A 19,673-nucleotide genomic window follows, 5' to 3' on the forward strand; every position below is an offset into this window, starting at 1 on the left:
TCAGCAGAAAAAACTTTAACTACTTTTAAAATAGAAGCAACATTATAACTAATTTTATTCGCATCAATTTTAATCACTTTTTTCTTTTTCAGCTCTTCAACTACAACTTTTGCTACCTCTTCTTCCACTTTTAAATTAGCTTTTAAAGAATTGATTAAACTTTCTAATTTTGCAGGTTTGCTAAAATTTTGTTTTTGTAAATTTTCACAATAAAGATAAACCATTTTATCTACATTAAACTCAGCTTTTAACTCCTGTACAATATGAGGAGCGACCAGCGGTTTTTCTTGAATAATAGTCACATCAAATTGTGCAATTTTAAGTAAATCAGCAATATAATCCATTGAATGATCATTCGACATTAGCTCAAAATTGAATTCTTTTGCACTGACTTGTGTTGATAATTGACCCGCAATAAATGCTAAACCAAAATCCGCAGCATCCTTACCAACTCTCGGCATTTTAAGCACTTTCAATTTACCATTCATCACATAGGGTGAGATTTTTACTAACCCATCTAAGCTGAAATTCACTGGAGATTTTGCATAAACCAAATAAATGGAGTGATATTGGGATAAATATCGCAATAAATCTTTTTCTGTTTTATGTAAATTCTCTATATCCAATAATAATATTTTTTTCATGCTTCCCCTCATGCGATGAAATTAATTCAGGAACAGCTCATGACTATACAGGACCTCACTGCCATTCCAGTAAATATATCCCTTTTCAATCAATTCCTTAAGCAACAATCGCACATCCGACTTCGGGAAAAGCTGCTCCAGCAAATCGCGCAAGGCATAAATGTCTTTGGGTTTGTCGGATTTTAATTCGCGTAGTTTTTGCGCCACAATCACCTGCACCGGATCAATCTTGGAAAAGTTTTTAAATAACTCTTTTTGCGCCTGATGCAAAGTTTTGGCCTGTCCGTCCTGCACTTCTTCTACGTCTTGTCGTGAAGATTCAGTAGATAACTCCGCAAAAGCAGCAGAAATATTTGGAGATTTTTCTACCGATGTTTTCTGCTCCAAGTCCAGCTGCATCCATTGCTTAATGACTTTTTTACGGAAACTGATTTGCTGGTCAAAACGTTTCACAATTTTTAGATTAATCAATAAGCCAGTGAGATGCTGAAGCTGATCATTTTCGACTTGCAAAATATTCGCCAGCGAGTTCTTCAGTTTCTCCAGCGTATTCGGTTTGCCCTTCATTTTCCCTAAAGCATCACAATACTTTTTGACTAACAGCAAATCAGGTTTTTGCAGAATCGTCTCGACACTGGGAATTTTGTATTTTGAATTTAAAGCCGGTTCTTCAGCCTGAACCTGAATCAGGCTACAGTTCAGGTTGGAAGACTGCAGCATTTCTAGCAGCGTTTCACTGCTTGGCATGGCAGATATGAGTTCAATAGAGGTATCGGCATCTAGCAGCGCAAGCAGTTGTCCAACCACAACTGCGTATTCAAACTCTTTATGCTCGACTTCTGCCGTTTCCAGAATGACCACTTGCCCGCTGCTGACCCAACTTGAAAATTCTGTTAAATCTTCCAGAGAATATTCAAATTTTCCCTGGCAATTAAACAGGTAAATTGCCGCGTAATGCGGAATGATGTTACGTAACAATTGCGCAGTCGGCATATTATTTTCAAGATCAAGAAGAACGACTTTATGACTCATATCTTCGAATAGACAGTTCGGCTAGGCAGATGCGGTGCATTAGAACGGGAACCATGGCAAAGGTCAAATATTTTATGCTTGAGGTTTTCTATTCTGCGCCATAACTTAACCGGAATGCCCTGCGTTTAGAAGGTTATTCAATGGCGCAGAAAAGGATAAGTTAAGTTCTTTTTCAAATAAAAAAGCCCTGATCAATACCAAGGCTTTAATACACGGACGGGTCCGGCTCAATAATGCGGTGGGCGGTTGGTCATCGGGTCAAATGCAGCAATGCCTTCCGATAAATCGGCCGATTCCACACGCTGATAAAGCAGCTGCATTTGCTTCTTTAAATCCATAATTTCAATATGTTGGCGTGTCACCTGTTCATTGAGTTGTTCAACTAAATCATCTAAAAATGTAATTCGGACTTGCAAATCTTCCAAGTGTGCGGAAAATGACGCCTGATCATTAAGATTTTTTTGTTTAGTCATTTTAAGTCCTCATTGGGGATTTCAGGAAACAGTATGGCCTATATTACTTTAAGGGATGTCCAACTTGCGTTTGGCGGACCGTCCCTGCTCGACGGCGCGAACTTTAATCTGGAACGCGGTGAACGGGTCTGTTTGATTGGCCGTAATGGTGAAGGTAAGTCTACCTTACTTAAACTCATCGAAGGAAGTTTACTGCCTGATAGCGGTGAAGTTTCGTTGCAAAATGGCATTACCATCTCCATGCTGGCTCAGGATGTCCCGATGGATTCCGGCAAAGTCGCTGATATTGTTGCCGAGGGTGCAGGTGAAGCTGCCGAAGTATTAAAAGCATATCATGAAGCCAGTGATGCCTGTGTACTGGGAGATATGGAAGCCTGCGACCGTATGGGTCATTTGCAACATAAAATGGATCAGCTGGATGGCTGGGCTTTAGAGACCAAAGTCAATTCCATTTTAAGCAAGATGGGGCTAGATCCTGAGGCAGATCTGGCTGATTTATCCGGTGGTCGTAAACGTCGTGTACTGCTCGCCCGTGCTTTGTTGATGCAACCCGATGTGTTGCTGCTGGACGAACCGACCAACCATCTGGACGTTGAAAGTATTGAATGGCTGGAAAAATTCCTGCTTGATCAAAATAACCTGACCCTGTTATTTATTTCGCATGACCGTTCATTTGTCGACAACATTGCCACCCGTATTGTAGAGCTGGATCGCGGCATTTTACGCAGCTATGAAGGTAACTATTCACGTTATCTCGACTTAAAAGCGCAGCAAATGGAAGCCGAAGAAAAGCAGAATGCGCTGTTTGATAAAAAACTGGCCGAAGAAGAAGCCTGGATTCGCCAAGGCATTAAAGCACGCCGTACCCGTAACGAAGGCCGTGTCCGTGCCTTAAAAGCCTTACGTGAAGAATCCAAGGCACGTCGCTTCCAGCAAGGCAAAGTCAGCATGGCGACTCAGGAAGCCAACCGTTCAGGCAAAATGGTGTTCGAAATTGAGCATCTACGTGTGGCATTTGGCAATCAGGAACCCATTATCAAGGATTTCTCAGCGCTGGTCTTACGTGGCGACCGCATTGGTTTAGTCGGTGATAACGGTGTCGGCAAAACCACCCTGATTAAAGCCATTTTAGGTGAAATTGAACATGGCGGTTCGGTGAAAACCGGTACCCAGCTTGAGGTTGCCTACTTTGACCAGCTGCGTAATGCACTGGATCTGGAAAAATCCGTGGCGGCAAACGTCTCTGAAGGTTCGGACTTTGTTGATGTCAACGGTGGGCGTCGTCACATCTATAGCTATTTACAGGACTTCCTGTTCTCGCCTGAACGTGCGCGTACCCCGGTCAAAGCTCTTTCCGGTGGTGAACGTAACCGTATTCTGCTTGCCAAACTGTTGCTCAAACCATCCAACCTGATTGTGATGGACGAACCCACCAACGACCTGGATATGGTAACGCTTGAACTGCTGGAAGAAATGCTCGGCGATTATAAAGGTACTCTGTTACTGATTTCGCATGACCGTGCCTTTATGGACAACGTCGTGACATCCACCTGGGTATTTGACGGCAAAGGCAATATCGATGAATACATCGGCGGTTATCAGGATTACTTGCAACAACGTCCTGATCAGACTGTGGTTGATCAGAAAAGTGATGTCAAAAAAGCCGTGGCCAAAGCAGAAGCCAAAGCGGCTGAACCTGCTCCGGCAAAGAAAGTGAAACTCAGCTATAAAGATCAGCGTGCTTTAGAGCAACTGCCTGCTGAAATGGAAGCGCTGGAAAAAGAGCAAGCTGAAATTAACGCTCAACTTGCCGATGGTTCCCTGTTTGTGAGCGATGCAGACAAAGCCATGAAACTTTCCAACCGCTTGACTGAAATTGATGACCTGTTACTGGAAAAATTAGAGCGTTGGGAAGAATTAGAAAATCTTGTTAACAGCAACTGATCTGATTCATTCTAGGGGCACCTGTAATTGGCGTTGCAGGTGCTTTTTTATTAAAAAAATAACTTCATGTTACACTTGCAAAAAACTTTTGTTCAAAATGGTCACTATGAGTAAAAAGCCAGATTACACTCCCGGAGAATTCCAATGGTCTTTCCTGCTCCCTCAATATTGGGGCATCTGGATTGGGATTGTCTTACTGATGATTTTGGCGATCTTACCTTGGGCGATTCAGTACCGCTTGGCCACTTTTATTGGCAATCTGGCCTTCGACAAGCTGAAATCGCGCCGCAAAACCACAGTCCGTAACCTGAAAGTTTGTTTTCCTGAGTGGTCTGCACAGCAAGTTCAGGAGAATGCACGTCAAGTTTTTATCGACCAGATGATTGGTATTTTTGAAACCTTGAATGCCTGGTACTGCCCGCAATGGTTTAAAGGCCGCGTTACGATTGAAGGTCTGGAACATATTCAAAATGCCCAAGCCGCAGGAAAAGGGGTTTTACTGCTTGGTACGCATTCTACTTTGCTGGATGCCGGTGGCTACCTGTGTGCCCAGTATTTCGAACCGGATGTGGTTTATCGTCCGCAGAACAATCCTTTGCTCGATATGCTGATTTACCGTTGTCGTGCCACTATTTATGCCCACCAGATTGACCATGACGACATGCGTGGCCTGATCCGCAATCTGAAAGAGGGTCATGCCATCTGGTATAGCCCGGATCAGGATTTTGGTTTAAAACAGGGTGTGATGGCACCGTTTTTCGGTACTCCTGCTGCCACGGTAACGGCACATCGCCGTTTACTGAAAATATCCAAAGCCGTACCGATTCCTTTATATTTTTATCGTAGCGGTGATTTAAAAGATCCGCGTTATCATGTGCTGATTGAACCTGTGGTGGATAATCTGCCCAGTGAAGATGAAGTCGATGATGCCACACGTGTCAACCAGATTATTGAACGTCAGCTGCGTATTGCCCCGACCCAATATATGTGGTTCCATCGTCGCTTTAAAACTCGTCCGGAAGGCTTTGAGAAAATCTATTAATAAGATAATTAAGATAACTAGGAAACCTCGCACAGAATCTACTATTGTGTAAAGGCGACAAGGATGTCGCCCGTTGGACTGCGATATCATGGATGTATCGTCAGTTACTTTTGCAGAAACAAAAGTAAAGAATAAACTCCTAATATTGGATAAATGAACGGTAAAACTCCGCTTTGCGACAACCCTAAAGGCAAAAAACCATGAAAGTGATGCAACTTCTTCCTGAACTGAATAGCGGTGGCGTAGAACGCGGTACTTTAGAAATCGCCCGTGCCTTGGTTGCAGAAGGTCATAAATCTTTGGTGGTGTCGAATGGTGGCCGGCTGGTGGCCCAGCTTGAAGCGGAAGGTTCAACACATTTGACGCTAGCCATTCATAAAAAAGCCCTGTCGAGCTTATGGCAAATTCGTCCGCTACGTCAGCTGATTGAACAGCACCAACCAGATATCGTGCATGTACGTTCCCGCGTGCCTGCATGGCTGACCCATTTTGCTTTAAAAGGCATTCCTGCTGCGCGTCGTCCACATTTAATTAGTACCGTGCATGGCTTCTATTCGATTAACCGTTATAGTCAAATTATGACCCAGGCTGAAAAAGTCATTGCAGTATCGGATAGCGTGGTGAAATACATCACCGACAATTATAAAAATTGCCCAGCACAAGATATCGTGCGGATTTACCGTGGTATAGACCCTGTAGCATTTCCGCATAGTTATCAGCCTTCTGCGCAGTGGCTGAATCAAACCTTTAAAGACTTTCCTGAACTGGAAAACAAGTTTTTACTCTGTCTTCCAGGACGGATTACCCGTTTAAAAGGTCATGAAACCCTGATTGGATTGGTCGAAAAATTACAGCAACAATACCCCAACTTGCATGCGGTAGTGGTGGGTGGAGCCGATCCGAAAAAAGCCGCTTATTTGAAAGAAATGCAGGACACAATTCAAGGCAAAGGCTTAACTGACAAAATCACTTTCGTTGGTCATCGCTCAGATATTCGTGAATGGCTGGCATTTAGCGATGTGGTGCTCTCCCTTTCCAATCAGGCAGAAACCTTTGGTCGTACTGCTTTAGAAGCACTATCGGTAGGCACTCCGGTGATTGGCTGGAACCGTGGCGGGGTTGCGGAGATCTTATCGCAGCTGTATCCACAAGGTTTAATTGCCGTGGATGATCACACTGCACTGTTCAATGCAGTCAAGAATCATCTGGATGAACCGCAACAAGTAAAGCCAGTCACAACGTTTAGCTTGAAAGAGATGTGTGATCAGACGCTTCACTTATATAAGCAAGTCTTGAAATAGACTTCATTGATGAGTCATTTTTCAATGGCGACAAGCTGTTAGTAATACCGAAATTAAAAGCAAATTTTCGTAAACATTGAATAATTGGATATATGATGAGGATGGCAGGCATTGATATTTCGAAAGCCATAACGTATTAAACCCTCCACACCCGAAATCGTGCCATGAGCCAAATGAGCAGCGGCCAGAAAATGGTATTGATGATATCGTGCACACTGGCACCAATGTGCCACAGCCCATGATTGATTAAATCATCACGGGCATCCAACAGCTCTGCAGCAATTGCAACAATAAGCACAGCCAAAATCGCCCACTTCGACTTCAACTGATGATGGTGGAAAAACGCCACGATAAAAAATAGCGTCAGCCCTGCATAAATATGTAAAGCATCACGTGATAGTTCAGTAAAATTTACGACATAAATTTTAAGTTCTTGAAATGTTGATAAATACATGGCTGAAATTTTATTTTCAAGAGGTTCTATAAAACCATAGACCCGAGTTCTGCATCCTGCAAAACTCGGGTCTATGAGGTTGTGCTTTCAAATGTTATTTTTATTCTGTTATTGCTATCCATTGCTGCATCATATCCATGATGACTTTCTATCAGCCATGTGTTTGATCTTCCATAATGGGATTTTCCTTTCCCGGCTCCTTGGCTGATGAGTACAGATTAAGCTAGTTTATAAAAAAGAAACATTCGCAATTGACCTAAATCAATGTAAGCCATTTCGTACACTTTTCTATTATTTAATCTGCCTGCTTGATTGCATTTTTATAGCTCTGGGTAATTTCATCGGTGACTGGTTTTTCTTCTTTTTCAGCTTTTTCAATACCTTCTTTTATTGTTTCTTGTGCCTGCTGTTCATCAGCATCCGTTTGCTCCAGTTCTTCTTGCACCCGTTCAAAAACACGTCCTGTCTGTAAAACCACATAAACCGGAAAATGGTCTGAACCGACATGAGGCAACCGTTTCATGTGAACCAAAGCAAAATCAGTACTGTGAAAAATATGATCCAGTGACCAACGCAATAAGGGATAATCGGCATGGAAGGTATTGACAAAGTGACGCCCCACCCGTGGATCGAGCAAACCACTCATGCGCTGAAACAGTCGGGTCGTTCGCGACCAGGCCACATCATTCAAGTCTCCCATCACAATACAGCTTTCATCCAGATCCTTGATCTGGTCACCCACAATTAATAGTTCCGCATCCCGTAGCGTCGAATCTTTCGCTTCAGTGGGGCTCGGCGGTTTGGGATGCAAGCAATAAAGTTGTACCGGTTGACCTGAACGTAAAATGACTGTGGTATGAATGGAAGGAATCTCATTACTTAAAATGAACTTGACCTCGGTATCTTTCAGCTCTAAACGGCTATACAAATGCATGCCGTATAAATTATCCAGAGGTACAGGCACCCGATAGGGATAATCTTTTTCAATCGCGGAAAGTGCTTTTTGCCAGACCCGATCTGATTCTAGCGTTAACAGCAAATCTGGCTGATGCTTTTGAATCTGCTCAATCAACAACTGGTATTGGGTATTTGACGTTAGTACATTGGAAATGATCAGGGAAATTTGCTTGTCTGGATTCAGCTGATGTTTGCGAACATGCTTGACCTGCTTTTTCCAAAGAAAGGTATAAGGCAGCACCATTTTGAGCTGGTACGCCAGTGCCGCAATCAGACCGATAAAAATAATTTCCCGTGTTAAATTCCAGGGTTGGTCCCAGACCAGCAGCAGAACAAAAGCAATCAGTCCTAAAACCAGAATTTGTAGCCGTGGAAAATCAGCACCTCGAATCCACCACTCATCCCGTGGAATCAGTGACCAGAATGTCAGCCATATCACTAAAACTGCAATTATTTCCACCCAAATCATCAGCTTTACTCTGTTTATCTTGGTAATTCGATCTGCAGTTGAAAAACTTTATCAATTTTGTATGTAACATAAACAAGAGATTTCTCTCAATAATATTGATGTTTTCATTATGTAGTACTTGCAGTCACGTCCCTTTTTGATACACTCGAATCCCTTTTGATTTTTTTTAACGCACCGAGGCGAAGTGGCATGAAAGTAGGTCTGGTCGGTTGGCGCGGGATGGTAGGTTCCGTCCTTATGCAACGTATGGTTGAAGAGAATGATTTTGCTCATTTTGAGCCATTCTATTTTTCTACCAGTAATGCAGGTGGTGAAGCGCCTGCGTTTGGCGGTAAGACTGCCCCAGCACTTATGGATGCGACAGACATTAACAGTCTGAAGCAAATGGATGTCATTATTACCTGCCAGGGTGGTGATTACACCACTGACATTTTCCCGAAACTGAAAGCTGAAGGCTGGAATGGTTACTGGATTGATGCAGCTTCTACCTTACGTATGGATGATGAAGCCATCATCGTGCTTGATCCGGTCAACATGAACGTGATTAAAGATGGCCTGGTGAATGGTACTAAAACATTCGTTGGCGGTAACTGTACCGTTTCCTTAATGCTGATGGGCTTAGGTGGTCTGTTCCAAAACAATTTAGTGGAATGGGCAACTTCGATGACTTATCAGGCCGCTTCTGGTGCGGGCGCGCAAAACATGCGTGAACTCATCAACGGTATGGGTTACTTGTATAACAATACTAAAGATTTGTTAGATGACCCTCGCTCTCCAATTTTAGAGATCGATTCTAAAATTGCGGCTTTACAACGCAGCGAAGGTTTCCCATCAGCAAACTTTGGCGTGCCTTTAGCAGGTTCTTTGATTCCGTATATCGACAAACAGCTTGAAAGCGGTCAGTCGAAAGAAGAATGGAAAGGCCAGGTTGAAACCAACAAGATTCTGGGTAACTCGCAGATTGTTCCTATTGATGGTCACTGTGTGCGTATTGGTGCAATGCGCTGCCATTCTCAAGCACTTACATTGAAATTGAAGAAAGATGTACCGCTTGATGAAATCGAAGACATTATCCGTAATGCAAACGATTGGGCAAAAGTCGTTCCCAACACCCGTGAAGCATCGATGACCGATCTGACGCCAGTGGCTGTTACAGGTACCCTGTCTGTTCCAGTGGGCCGTTTGCGTAAACTGAATATGGGTAAAGAATACCTTGGCGCATTCACTGTCGGCGATCAGCTGCTATGGGGTGCTGCAGAACCTTTACGCCGTATGTTACGTATCCTGATTGATTACAAAAATGCTTAAGTGCTAAATGAAAGAAAAGCCGATCACAATTGATCGGCTTTTTTATGTATCCTTTATGTTAAATGTTTTACAATTCTGCAACACCTCGTTAATGTATAACTTTCGCAATACGATAAGAAACCGAGCTAAAGATTAAGATGACCGTATATAACAAATTAAAGATAGCCATTTTAGCCATTATTGCTTCGCAGAATATTCATGCGATTACTATTGATCCTATTCAAGTTCAATCTGCAGCAGGTGAATTATTGTATGCGGAAATGAATTTTCGCAATGCTGATCCTCATGCACAAATCCAGGCCAGCCTGGCTGATGCAGAAGATATCGCAACTTTAGGCGCTGTCTATCATGCTCCCGGACATCTCAATTTCTTTACCCGTCACGATAGCTCGGGCAATGGTGTCATTACTATTACCTCATCACGCCCCTTAACGGATGCTGAATTGAACATTATTGTTAAAATTCAGGAAGGTAATGCGACACGTTTACAGCATATCAAGACCCCTCTGAAGCGCAGCCAGGTAAATACTCAGGCACGGGTCTCAGGCAATGAAAAACCTTTAATGCCTATCACCATTGTGAATGAAAAAGATATTGCCTTACAACTGCCTGAAAGTACGCAATTTCGGATTGAAAAACCACAAACGGCACTACCACAATCATTTGAAGCACCATTAATGGTACATAAAGCGGCACCGCCGATTTTAAATAGTACCTCTGCTGCACCCACCGTCATTTCAGCAATGGCGACACTATCTGCCCAGCCGGTTCAGACTCCACAAAATGCGCCACTCAAAACCAAGAGTTCCATTGCAGCACAACGTTTGACAAAAAATGAAGCGAAAATTTCAGCTAACTCAAACAACTCGAATAACAATGTCTCCACAGACCCTTTAGTCAGACAATATGCAGCATCTGCACATCAACACCTGGCTAAAGCAAAAGTAACAGCAGAACCTGTAGCAGCCGCTGCGCCAAAAGCCAAATCAGAAACAGCGCCTACACCCTCACCTCAGCCTGCGGCTACAGCAACAGCCAACCAGCATGTAGTGCAATCGAATGAGTCACTGTGGGCAATTGCCTCACGTGTGGCCACTGAGCAAAATCGTCCGATTGGCGAAGTCATGAAACAAATCAAGGCCAATAATGAACATGCCTTTATTCAAGGGGATGTGAACCGTTTACGCCGTGGCGCTGCTTTGAATTTAAATACTGTGACCAGCCCTAAAGAAGAGCAAAAAGCAAAAATTGCCCATTTAGCTCAAGCCCCTTCCAAACCGTCCAATCAGTCGGCTAAAGCCAAATATCGCTTGAATCAGGCAGAAATGAGCCTGGTTGCAGAGAAAGAACAAGATTCAGCCAGCGGTTCTGCCAAAAAGAACACAGAAAAAAGGCAAACTTCAAATGAATTATCATTAAAAGTTATGACATCGCGTGAAAAAACCGTTAAATTACAGAGAAACGTAACACAGTTAGAATTGGCATTGCGTAACAAGGATCACAGAATTCAATTATTAAATACTCGTCTTGCCCAATTGCAGCAACAATTGAAAGCACAACAAGTACAGAAAAAGCCAACGCACTAAGGGTGTTATACAATTTGATTTTTTAGGATGGGTTTCATGGATAAAAACTCAATCCTGCAAGGGGTAACAACATGCTGCTTTATGTGATTCCGTTTATATTGTTATTAGTGATCGCAGTTGTATTAAAAAAGCGCGAGGCAAGTAAACAAACAGAACAAACACCAAAGACGAAAAGTAAAAAAGTCACTTCAACCAAAAAGTCACCGCAAAAAACTCAAATTGTGGAAAGCTCGGTTGTTGCAAAGAAAAAAACCACCCCTTTAGCTGCCGATGTCTGCAGTAAAATTGAAGCCCTGATTCGCGAAAAGAACTTTTTCTCAGCCGAAGCACAGATTAATCAGGCTTTAAATAAAGACAATTCACAACATGAGTTGTATTTGTTGTTGCTGGACATTCATATCTTGCAGAAAGATGAATTTGCCATCAGCCAGCTGATTAATCACCTGCGCTCATTAGAACTTGATGATTTTTTAGAACAGGCACTTGCTAAAAAAGCAGCCTATGATCAAGAAAGTGTCACCCCTGCCCCAAATCATGAAATTGTAAACGCTAAAGATACGATTGAGTTTAAGCCATCATCAACTGTTGCTAAAGCAGCTGAACCAGCGGTTGCAGAAACAAAAAATACGGCTGCTTTTGATGCTTTAATGAGTGATGCTGTACCCGCTGCAACAAAAAATGATCTTGCCTTTGATCAGTTACAGCAGGAATCGCGTTCGGCTCAGCCGGAAGTTGTTAAGGAAATCAAACCTCTTGATTTCAATTCTGCATCTTTAAATACAGCACCAAAAGCAGAAATAGCAGCTACTCCGGTGGAAGAAATCAAACCCCTTGATTTCAGCAGTCTATCGCTGGATTCAGCGGCAGAAGCAGCAACTGCACCAGCTGAAGAAATCAAGCCTTTAGATTTTACTAACTTTAAGCTTGATCCTGTACCTGTGGCAGAAACCAAGCCGGAAGCTGCCCCAGTTCAAGAAATTCAGCCTCTGGATTTCTCATTTAGTTTAGACACTGCAACAACCGGGCAAGCAGAAACAGAGAAAGCGGCTAGCATTGAACCTACTGTAGAAGAAAAACCTGAATTTAATTTTGATTTTTCCGTTGCAGAAACTCCAGTAGCTGAAACAAAAGTTGCAACTGAAGAAATTACGCCAAGCCTGGAACTGGACTTTAATTTAGAGTCAGCAAGCACGGTTGAAGAGCCAGCTGTAGAAGTAGCTCCAGCAAAAGCCGCAGGCCTAAACTTTGATATTAGCAATATCAGCTCATCTGCTGCCAAAGCAGATAAAAATGATCCATTGGTTCAGTCTTTCCCCGAACTGATTGAAGTCAATGAAATTAACCTGAATCTAGAACTGGCGCAGCAATATATCCAGCTTGGTGCGTTCGAATCGGCACGTGAATTACTGGCAGAGCAAGAAGCTGGCTATACACCTGAACAACGCCAACAGGCAGATCATTTACGCAATCAAATAGCATCTTAAGCAATTTCGATCTACTATAAAGCAGTCATCCTTGGCTGCTTTTTTTATGATGAAAAAAATAGCGTTAATCTATATGGGCGGTACATTTGGCTGTATTGGTGATCCACTCAGCCCTATGCCAGCTGAGCAATTTATTCCGAAACTGCAACATGTTCTGCCTCTCGATCAGCAGATCGAATGTTTTGTTGCACCAGTCATTCAGGACAGTAGTGCTTGTACAGCCACAGACTGGCTAAAACTGGTTCAATCTATTCAACAACTTCAGTTACAGCAGTTTGAGCATTTTGTGGTTATTCATGGTACCGACACCCTCAGTTATGCTAGTGCGGTGCTGTCACGCTTTCTGGGTCAATCCGCGCATGTGGTCATGACCGGCAGCCAGTACCCCCTGTTAAATACTGCGGGAGACAATACCCGTGAATTTACTGATGCCATTGATAATTTAAACTTTGCCCTGGACTGTGTAGTTAAATATCCGGTGGGAGTTTATTTAGCCTTTCATCATCATTTAGTACATGCACAGACGGCATTAAAAATTCATACCACAGAACTGGATGCCTTTAGCGGGATCAACGCAGCCGAGCCCATTACCCACAGCCCCAGCTATATCGTACATGAGGGTGATATCAGCAAGGCATCGAGGTTTAACTGTTTAAGCTTGATGATGCAACCGCTGGATTTAGCTCAGCAAGTTGCCAATCTGCAAACCATTTGCCAAGCACCGCCAAACTGCCTGATTTTGCAAGGTTTCGGCACAGGCAACCTGGCAGTGAATGAACCATTCATTGCTTGCATTCAAAAACTGCAACAAGCAGGCTGCGTCGTCATTCTCACCACTCAAGTGCCTTTTGGGAGGATTGATCAGCGTTATGCCATCAGCCAATGGAGCCAGCAGACCCATATTCTTCTGAATGACTGTTTGGGACATGCAGATCTTTATGCAAAAGCACTGAAAATGTATTTACAATACGACGCTGTAGACCAATGGCAGGCACATTGGCATGATCACGTGTAATTTGAGGTAAGTATGCAACGTTTTGCAGTCGGTATTGAGTTTTGTGGCATTCGATATAGAGGTTGGCAAACTCAACAGCCTGGCGTTCCAAGCGTGCAGGAAACCATTGAAAAAGTACTCAGTAAAATTGCCGATGAACCGATCATCTTACATGGTGCGGGTCGTACCGATGCCGGGGTCCATGCCACCAATATGGTCGCGCATTTTGATACTAATGCTATTCGCCCGATTCGTGGCTGGCTGATGGGGGCAAACAGTCAGCTTCCTAAAGACATCGCCTTCCAGTGGATCAAGGAGATGGACAGCGATTTCCATGCCCGCTTTAAAGCTCAGGCACGCCGCTATCGCTATGTCGTCTATAACAATCCGCAGCGCCCTGCACTTTTGCATAAGCAGGTCACCCATGCCTACTATCCGCTGGATGTGGAGAAGATGATTGCTGCGGCGAAAAAGTTTGAAGGCACGCATAATTTTGAAAGTTTCCGTGCTGCAGCCTGCCAGTCCAATCAGCCGGTTCGGCATGTCAAACATTGTCGCCTCATTCAACATGGCTGTTATCTGGTGTTAGATATTCAGGCAAATGGCTTCTTGCACCATATGGTACGCAACATTATGGGCTGTTTACTGGAAATCGGTCAGGGCATGTATGAAGTTGACCATATTGACCATATTTTTGCCGCTGAAGATCGCAAAGCAGCAGGAATCACCGCACCACCGGATGGCTTGTATTTTATCCACGCTGATTATCCGGAACAGTTTGATCTGCCGAAAATGCCATTAGGCCCGCATTGGCTGAATATGCCGGAGTGATTTCTTTTAAAAATTTTGACCTTCCCCTCACCCCCTATAAAAATACGGTAATGAAAAATCCCTCCGTTCAGGAGGGACTTAGGATGGTAGTTTAACGCTGCTTCCGCTTGCGATATTCCACTGGTGTTTCATTGGTCCAGCGCTTAAAGGCCCGATAAAAAGTGCTAGGTTCAGAAAAACCGGTGAGATAGACAATTCGCTCAACACTTTCTGCCGTATTCGCCAAAAGCTTTTTCGCCAATCGACAGCGATAATCGGAAAGAATTTGCTGGAAACTGGTATTGGCTTCACTCAGCTGGGTGCGTAAACGGCGCGGCGTGATATTTAGATGTGTGGCTACGGTTTCCAAAGTGGTTTCGCCACTTTCTAAAGTCGAACCAATCGCACGGCGTACTTCACCGACCAGATCATAACGCGCCAGCTCCTGCAGCTTTTCAATCGCCAGTTGCTCATGTAACTGCAATAGCTCTGGCTCTGCTTGCCATAACTGGTAATCTAAAATTGCAGAATCGAAATATAAACGGGTTTCTTTTTGCCCTAAGCTGACTGGACATTCATAGATCCGGAAATATTCATCATCAGGCGCGCCCTGACTGAAATTAAAATCGATATAGATGGGCTGAAAACGACCTTCAGTAATAAATTTGAAGAAACGCAGCACACCCGACATCGCACACTCAGAAAAATGCCGATTAACAATATTTTCGCCCCAAGGTTGCTCACCATTGGTCAAATAGCAACGGTCATCTTCAATCACCAGTTTGGCATGGAAAGCATCACTGATCAGGCGCTGATAAGCCAGTGCACGTTTGAGGCCTTCACCAAAGTTTTCACTGGAAATAAACAGGTGCTCAATCACCTGCCCCCGGTATAAAGGCAGGTGTTCGCCCAAATGCAAACCAATGTCGGGATCTTTACTGACCTCTTCCGCAGCCACCCAAAACGCATATTGAGCACTAAGCGGGGTACGGTCATTGGTTTCGACCTGATTTAAGGCCACACCAGCTTTCATTAAAATTTCTTCAGTTGGCAAACCTGCACGACGGATGGCTTGATAACCCAATCGTAAAACAACTGATGCATCAGTTAGCTGACCCACGCAAAGACCTTCCTTGTATGTTCTTCATTTATACTTAAAAAGATTGATTTTAGATTAACTGCGATTGACCAAACTGACAACATGACAATAGGCTTTTTTACAGAAAATCTGTATACGGAGGGTTCGCTTATTTAACTGACAGATGAACGAGCAAAGCCGCATTGCGCCTTGTTTTATGCAAAAAAATTGACTATAATTTGCGCCTTTCCAATTTATTCATTCAGGTAGGCTATGGCCAATAAAGAGGAACTCATCGAGTTCGAAGGCGTTGTCACCGAGACGCTTCCTAATACTATGTTCCGTGTACGTTTAGAGAACGGTCACGAAGTGATTGCCCACATCTCTGGTAAAATGCGTAAGCACTATATTCGTATTTTAACTGGCGACAGTGTGAAAGTAGAAATGACGCCTTACGATTTGACCAAGGGTCGTATTACTTACCGTGCACGCTAAGTTTTAGCGAAAGCATGAAAGCCACCTTTGAGTGGCTTTTTTATTGCCTTCAGTTTTTATTATTCAATAAAACAATTTGACACCGTTTGATCATTTAACGGCTATAATTTAATTAAAATTAAGCAGATATGCTAAAAAAGATGAAAATAAAATATTTAACCCTATTTTCCTGCCTGATGCTCACAGCATGTGAAACAGGTGGTTCTCATCGTCTTAACCAGTCTCTACAACAATATGTTGGTCAAACTGCAGCACAAGTTCGTAGCCAGCTTGACCTGAATAAAATGGGATTTAAAACCACTCAAGAGCCTACTCAGACAGCAGAATTGCTCAGCTATACCATTGTTCGTGATATGAATATCCCAATGGGCACGCCCAATATTAGCCACAGTATTTCGATGGGTGCACCGATGTCTACCCCTTCAAATGGTGGCTACAATATCAAGATGGAATGTCAGGTAGGATTTAACCTGAAAGACGAAATAGTTCAATCCATTCACTATACTGGTAGAGCTTGCTAATTGCCAAGAGCATAGGTTAAGGGTCTATATCAGATTGAATAAGGGCTTAGCATCATGGCTACACCTCTCTGTACCGTGTATCAAATCACAACAGTATTTCTGCCTGCAATTTGCTTAACTTAAACTGATTTTATTTGGTGTGAGGACAACTCATGAAATTCACACTGATTTTGGGATGCTGTATGGTTTTTAGTTTACTCACTGCATGCACGACAACATCCACGACAACCGCTATGCAGCGTGATGCCTATTTACAGCAATTCATCGGGCAGACCAGTCAAAGCATTCAAGCTAAGCTCGATTTAACCCGCATCGGTTACCAGCTGGTGTTAGCGCCTGTCGCGAATGATCAGACGCTCACTTATACCGTCATTCGTCCCGTCACCATTCCGGTACCAATGGCACAAAATCCTGCCGATATTAATGCTGGTCATATCCCTATACAAGTTACACCCCGAGCACAAAGCTATGATGTCAACTTGCAATGTAAAATTATCTATCGCCTAGAACACAACATTGCCACATCGGTTCATTACACTGGCCATACCTGTTAAAACCCTCTGAAAAGCCATAAAAAAACGCAGCTCATGGCTGCGTTTTTGCTGTTTTGGAAACTTAGTTCAATGCAGTAACCACTGCTTGACCCATTTCCACGGTACCTACCTGAGTATTGCCTTCTGACATGATATCGCTAGTACGTAAACCCTGATCCAGTACATTACCGACCGCATCTTCAATGGCTTGCGCTGCGGCTTCTTCACGGAAGGTATAACGCAGCATCATTGCTACAGAAAGAATGGTCGCTAACGGATTGGCAATGTTTTGGCCTGCGATGTCTGGTGCTGAACCATGACATGGCTCATACATGCCTTTACCGTTTTCATCCAGGGATGCAGATGGCAACATGCCAATAGAGCCAGTAAGCATCGCTGCTTCATCAGACAAGATGTCACCGAACAGGTTACCGGTCACAATCACATCAAACTGCTTAGGCGCACGTACCAGCTGCATTGCGGCATTGTCGACATACATATGTGACAGGTTGATTTCTGGATATTGCTCTTCCTTCAACGTAGTCACGGTTTGCTTCCAAAGCTCGGTCACTTCAAGGACGTTGGCTTTGTCGACTGAACATACTTTACCACCACGAAGACCAGCAAGTTCAAATGCAACTTTAGCAATACGTTTAATTTCAGACTCTTTATAAACGTCAGTATTGAAGCCTTGTTTCTCACCATTTTCCAGTTCACGGATACCACGTGGCTGACCGAAGTAGATACCACCAGTGAGTTCACGCACAATCAGGATATCCAGACCAGAAACGATTTCAGGCTTTAAGCTTGAAGCACCGGCAAGTTGCGGGTAAAGAATTGCAGGACGCAAGTTTGCAAATAAATTCAATTCAGAACGGATTTTCAATAAACCACGTTCAGGACGGATTGAACGTTCAATCGTATCCCATTTTGGACCACCGACAGCACCGAGCAGGATTGCATCCGCACGTTTTGCCTGTTCTGCCGTAACGGCAGGGTACGGTTCGCCATGTGCATCAATCGCTGCACCACCCAATAAACCCTGTTCCCAAGTCAAACCCAGATTGAATTTTTCATTCACGCGTGCAAGCACCTGTTCAGCTGCTTTTACGATTTCAGGACCAATACCATCACCTGGTAAAATCAAAATATGTTTTGACATGAGTGTTTCCATTTATGAAGTCGATAGATTAAATCGACGGGATTTTAAATTTTCTTTTCCACAAACTCGCCCAGACCGGTCAAGGCATTATAGGGTCTGCAGAAACGTCGGATTGTCTTGTGTTCTTGCAGGAGATCTACACATAAGGGTTCAGGTGCAGATACATTCAGCAAGCTGCCCTGCTGTTTGTTGCGTTCACGGTACATTTTAAAAATGTAACGCTGCTTCGGCTTAAACTGGTGAAAAACATGAAGGGTTTCGGCACGATCCTTGGAAATCGGATAAAAGCGGATCACCAGTTCATGTTGCCCAGGAGGGATTGAAAGATATAACGCATTCGGCTGACTTAAGGAATTCGCCTGTAAACGTAAAATACCCGATTCAACCGCAGCACTATTCACACGGCGCTGTGCTGCATCAATAATTTGAATTTTGTTTAAACGTTCAAATTCACAGTTTGCAGTACCCGCACAGTAAATTAAGGCATTTGTTTTGCTACTTTCAGTTTCTTTTACATGTTTAATTCGTACTGTATCAATACTTTGGCATGCGCTTAAGGATGCGGCCATAAGACCCAGTACAGCAAGCTGACCGTAAACTTTTGTCATTGTTTGAGCCCAACCCTCACCAAATAAAGCCAACTAAATATTTTTATGGATCCGATATTAGCAAGAGTTAGGCTGCGATACTACTAGCGCTGAAAATTCAAGCAACTAACCGTGAATTTCCTGAAATACCCACGGACGTGACTGTTTGGTCTTTTCTTCATAAGCACGAATATCATCTGCAGCTTGTAAAGTTAAGCCAATATCATCCAGACCATTTAACAGGCAGTGTTTACGGAACGGATCGACTTCAAATTTAAAGCTCTCACCCGATGGTGTACGCACTTCCTGAGCTTCCAGGTCGATGGTTAACTGGTAGCCTTCTGTCGCAGCACATTCTTTAAACAACTGATCCACGATCTCTTCAGACAAAATCACCGGCAACATGCCGTTTTTAAAGCTGTTGTTGAAGAAAATGTCGGCATAGCTTGGTGCAATCACGGTACGGAAACCGTATTCGTTCAACGCCCATGGCGCATGCTCACGGCTTGAACCACAACCGAAGTTGGCACGTGAAATCAACACCGTCGCACCTTGATAACGCGGTTGGTTCAATACAAAATCAGGATTGATCGGACGAACTGAATTATCCTGCCCCGGATAGCCTTCATCCAGATAACGCAATTCATCAAATAAGTTTTCACCAAAACCGGTACGTTTGATAGATTTCAAAAACTGCTTTGGAATAATTAAATCTGTATCGACATTGGCACGGTCTAATGGTGCAACGATACCTTGTTCAACGGTATATTTTTTCATGTCATTTGCTCCTTTAACCGAA

General features: G+C 43.4%; 20 protein-coding genes. 11 read left to right on the plus strand and 9 right to left on the minus strand.

The features are described 5' to 3' along the window. The 3 genes from FTT87_RS02065 to FTT87_RS02075 form a co-directional block, all read right to left on the minus strand. Positions 1 to 644 (minus strand): PIN domain-containing protein (locus FTT87_RS02065; protein ID WP_257230557.1); only part of this gene is annotated, 644 nt, incomplete at its 3' end. A 21-nt stretch (positions 645 to 665) separates the two neighbouring features. After that, on the minus strand, positions 666 to 1,676 hold the full coding sequence (locus FTT87_RS02070; protein WP_180174252.1) for a hypothetical protein: 1,011 nt from the start codon (positions 1,674 to 1,676) through the stop codon (positions 666 to 668). 227 nt (positions 1,677 to 1,903) lie between these two features. Next, positions 1,904 to 2,149: a SlyX family protein gene (locus FTT87_RS02075; RefSeq protein WP_092819062.1), complete on the minus strand. Its 246-nt coding sequence runs from the start codon at positions 2,147 to 2,149 to the stop codon at positions 1,904 to 1,906. Positions 2,150 to 2,182: 33 nt separating this feature from the next. On the opposite strand from FTT87_RS02075, the gene FTT87_RS02080 reads away from it, so the two are divergent. The 3 genes from FTT87_RS02080 (at position 2,183) to FTT87_RS02090 (ending at position 6,436) form a co-directional block, all read left to right on the plus strand. Next, positions 2,183 to 4,093, plus strand: a complete 1,911-nt coding sequence (locus tag FTT87_RS02080) for an ATP-binding cassette domain-containing protein (RefSeq protein WP_180174253.1) — start codon at positions 2,183 to 2,185, stop codon at positions 4,091 to 4,093. A 106-nt stretch (positions 4,094 to 4,199) separates the two neighbouring features. Beyond that, the gene (locus FTT87_RS02085) at positions 4,200 to 5,135 is read left to right on the plus strand and encodes a lauroyl acyltransferase (protein WP_180174254.1); all 936 of its coding nucleotides are present in this window, start codon (positions 4,200 to 4,202) and stop codon (positions 5,133 to 5,135) included. 200 nt (positions 5,136 to 5,335) lie between these two features. Beyond that, on the plus strand, positions 5,336 to 6,436 hold the full coding sequence (locus FTT87_RS02090) for a glycosyltransferase family 4 protein (RefSeq protein WP_180081737.1): 1,101 nt from the start codon (positions 5,336 to 5,338) through the stop codon (positions 6,434 to 6,436). 136 nt (positions 6,437 to 6,572) lie between these two features. Here the strand turns inward: FTT87_RS02090 and FTT87_RS02095 are convergent, their stop codons facing one another. After that, positions 6,573 to 6,890, minus strand: coding sequence for a hypothetical protein (locus FTT87_RS02095; RefSeq protein ID WP_180081743.1), 318 nt, complete (start codon positions 6,888 to 6,890; stop codon positions 6,573 to 6,575). A gap of 295 nt (positions 6,891 to 7,185) precedes the next feature. Continuing rightward, a complete protein-coding gene (locus FTT87_RS02100) occupies positions 7,186 to 8,316 on the minus strand; it encodes an endonuclease/exonuclease/phosphatase family protein (protein ID WP_180081735.1) in 1,131 nt (376 codons plus the stop codon). A gap of 189 nt (positions 8,317 to 8,505) precedes the next feature. Here FTT87_RS02100 and asd point away from each other — a divergent pair, with 189 nt between their 5' ends. The 5 genes from asd to truA all read left to right on the plus strand — a co-directional run bounded on the left by asd (position 8,506) and on the right by truA (position 14,519). Beyond that, positions 8,506 to 9,624, plus strand: coding sequence for an aspartate-semialdehyde dehydrogenase (asd, locus tag FTT87_RS02105; protein ID WP_180081733.1), 1,119 nt, complete (start codon positions 8,506 to 8,508; stop codon positions 9,622 to 9,624). A 137-nt stretch (positions 9,625 to 9,761) separates the two neighbouring features. Further along, positions 9,762 to 11,210, plus strand: a complete 1,449-nt coding sequence (locus FTT87_RS02110) for a FimV family protein (protein WP_180174255.1) — start codon at positions 9,762 to 9,764, stop codon at positions 11,208 to 11,210. Positions 11,211 to 11,281: 71 nt separating this feature from the next. Then, on the plus strand, positions 11,282 to 12,694 hold the full coding sequence (locus FTT87_RS02115; RefSeq protein ID WP_180174256.1) for a hypothetical protein: 1,413 nt from the start codon (positions 11,282 to 11,284) through the stop codon (positions 12,692 to 12,694). 46 nt (positions 12,695 to 12,740) lie between these two features. After that, complete coding sequence (locus FTT87_RS02120) at positions 12,741 to 13,709, plus strand: asparaginase (protein ID WP_180174257.1); 969 nt, start codon at positions 12,741 to 12,743, stop codon at positions 13,707 to 13,709. A gap of 12 nt (positions 13,710 to 13,721) precedes the next feature. Next, complete coding sequence (truA, locus tag FTT87_RS02125) at positions 13,722 to 14,519, plus strand: tRNA pseudouridine(38-40) synthase TruA (protein ID WP_180174258.1); 798 nt, start codon at positions 13,722 to 13,724, stop codon at positions 14,517 to 14,519. A 91-nt stretch (positions 14,520 to 14,610) separates the two neighbouring features. On the opposite strand, the gene FTT87_RS02130 is transcribed toward truA, so the two are convergent. Further along, a complete protein-coding gene (locus tag FTT87_RS02130; protein WP_180174259.1) occupies positions 14,611 to 15,618 on the minus strand; it encodes an AraC family transcriptional regulator in 1,008 nt (335 codons plus the stop codon). A gap of 231 nt (positions 15,619 to 15,849) precedes the next feature. Here FTT87_RS02130 and infA point away from each other — a divergent pair, with 231 nt between their 5' ends. From infA to FTT87_RS02145, 3 genes are all read left to right on the plus strand, one after another. Continuing rightward, on the plus strand, positions 15,850 to 16,071 hold the full coding sequence (gene infA / locus FTT87_RS02135; protein ID WP_001284370.1) for a translation initiation factor IF-1: 222 nt from the start codon (positions 15,850 to 15,852) through the stop codon (positions 16,069 to 16,071). Positions 16,072 to 16,211: 140 nt separating this feature from the next. Beyond that, positions 16,212 to 16,592 (plus strand): hypothetical protein, encoded by a 381-nt coding sequence (locus FTT87_RS02140; RefSeq protein WP_180174260.1) that lies wholly within the window; start codon positions 16,212 to 16,214, stop codon positions 16,590 to 16,592. Between the two features lie 152 nt (positions 16,593 to 16,744). Next, the gene (locus FTT87_RS02145) at positions 16,745 to 17,146 is read left to right on the plus strand and encodes a hypothetical protein (RefSeq protein WP_180174261.1); all 402 of its coding nucleotides are present in this window, start codon (positions 16,745 to 16,747) and stop codon (positions 17,144 to 17,146) included. A 61-nt stretch (positions 17,147 to 17,207) separates the two neighbouring features. On the opposite strand, the gene leuB is transcribed toward FTT87_RS02145, so the two are convergent. The 3 genes from leuB to leuD all read right to left on the minus strand — a co-directional run bounded on the left by leuB (position 17,208) and on the right by leuD (position 19,651). Beyond that, positions 17,208 to 18,287, minus strand: a complete 1,080-nt coding sequence (gene leuB / locus FTT87_RS02150; RefSeq protein WP_180174262.1) for a 3-isopropylmalate dehydrogenase — start codon at positions 18,285 to 18,287, stop codon at positions 17,208 to 17,210. A gap of 44 nt (positions 18,288 to 18,331) precedes the next feature. Continuing rightward, positions 18,332 to 18,895, minus strand: a complete 564-nt coding sequence (locus FTT87_RS02155; RefSeq protein WP_166169135.1) for a hypothetical protein — start codon at positions 18,893 to 18,895, stop codon at positions 18,332 to 18,334. A gap of 105 nt (positions 18,896 to 19,000) precedes the next feature. After that, positions 19,001 to 19,651, minus strand: a complete 651-nt coding sequence (gene leuD, locus FTT87_RS02160; RefSeq protein WP_180174263.1) for a 3-isopropylmalate dehydratase small subunit — start codon at positions 19,649 to 19,651, stop codon at positions 19,001 to 19,003. Between the last annotated feature and the right edge of the window lie 22 nt (positions 19,652 to 19,673).

The sequence above is a fragment of the Acinetobacter sp. YH01022 genome (genome assembly GCF_013420235.1).
Taxonomy (GTDB): Bacteria; Pseudomonadota; Gammaproteobacteria; order Pseudomonadales; family Moraxellaceae; genus Acinetobacter.

Coding starts and splice junctions, on each gene's coding strand:
- FTT87_RS02070 (WP_180174252.1), bottom strand. CDS start 1,676: ATGAGTCATAAAGTCGTTCTTCTTGATCTTGAAAATAATATGCCGACT.
- FTT87_RS02075 (WP_092819062.1), bottom strand. CDS start 2,149: ATGACTAAACAAAAAAATCTTAATGATCAGGCGTCATTTTCCGCACAC.
- FTT87_RS02080 (WP_180174253.1), top strand. CDS start 2,183: ATGGCCTATATTACTTTAAGGGATGTCCAACTTGCGTTTGGCGGACCG.
- FTT87_RS02085 (WP_180174254.1), top strand. CDS start 4,200: ATGAGTAAAAAGCCAGATTACACTCCCGGAGAATTCCAATGGTCTTTC.
- FTT87_RS02090 (WP_180081737.1), top strand. CDS start 5,336: ATGAAAGTGATGCAACTTCTTCCTGAACTGAATAGCGGTGGCGTAGAA.
- FTT87_RS02095 (WP_180081743.1), bottom strand. CDS start 6,890: ATGTATTTATCAACATTTCAAGAACTTAAAATTTATGTCGTAAATTTT.
- FTT87_RS02100 (WP_180081735.1), bottom strand. CDS start 8,316: ATGATTTGGGTGGAAATAATTGCAGTTTTAGTGATATGGCTGACATTC.
- asd (WP_180081733.1), top strand. CDS start 8,506: ATGAAAGTAGGTCTGGTCGGTTGGCGCGGGATGGTAGGTTCCGTCCTT.
- FTT87_RS02110 (WP_180174255.1), top strand. CDS start 9,762: ATGACCGTATATAACAAATTAAAGATAGCCATTTTAGCCATTATTGCT.
- FTT87_RS02115 (WP_180174256.1), top strand. CDS start 11,282: ATGCTGCTTTATGTGATTCCGTTTATATTGTTATTAGTGATCGCAGTT.
- FTT87_RS02120 (WP_180174257.1), top strand. CDS start 12,741: ATGATGAAAAAAATAGCGTTAATCTATATGGGCGGTACATTTGGCTGT.
- truA (WP_180174258.1), top strand. CDS start 13,722: ATGCAACGTTTTGCAGTCGGTATTGAGTTTTGTGGCATTCGATATAGA.
- infA (WP_001284370.1), top strand. CDS start 15,850: ATGGCCAATAAAGAGGAACTCATCGAGTTCGAAGGCGTTGTCACCGAG.
- FTT87_RS02140 (WP_180174260.1), top strand. CDS start 16,212: ATGAAAATAAAATATTTAACCCTATTTTCCTGCCTGATGCTCACAGCA.
- FTT87_RS02145 (WP_180174261.1), top strand. CDS start 16,745: ATGAAATTCACACTGATTTTGGGATGCTGTATGGTTTTTAGTTTACTC.
- leuB (WP_180174262.1), bottom strand. CDS start 18,287: ATGTCAAAACATATTTTGATTTTACCAGGTGATGGTATTGGTCCTGAA.
- FTT87_RS02155 (WP_166169135.1), bottom strand. CDS start 18,895: ATGACAAAAGTTTACGGTCAGCTTGCTGTACTGGGTCTTATGGCCGCA.
- leuD (WP_180174263.1), bottom strand. CDS start 19,651: ATGAAAAAATATACCGTTGAACAAGGTATCGTTGCACCATTAGACCGT.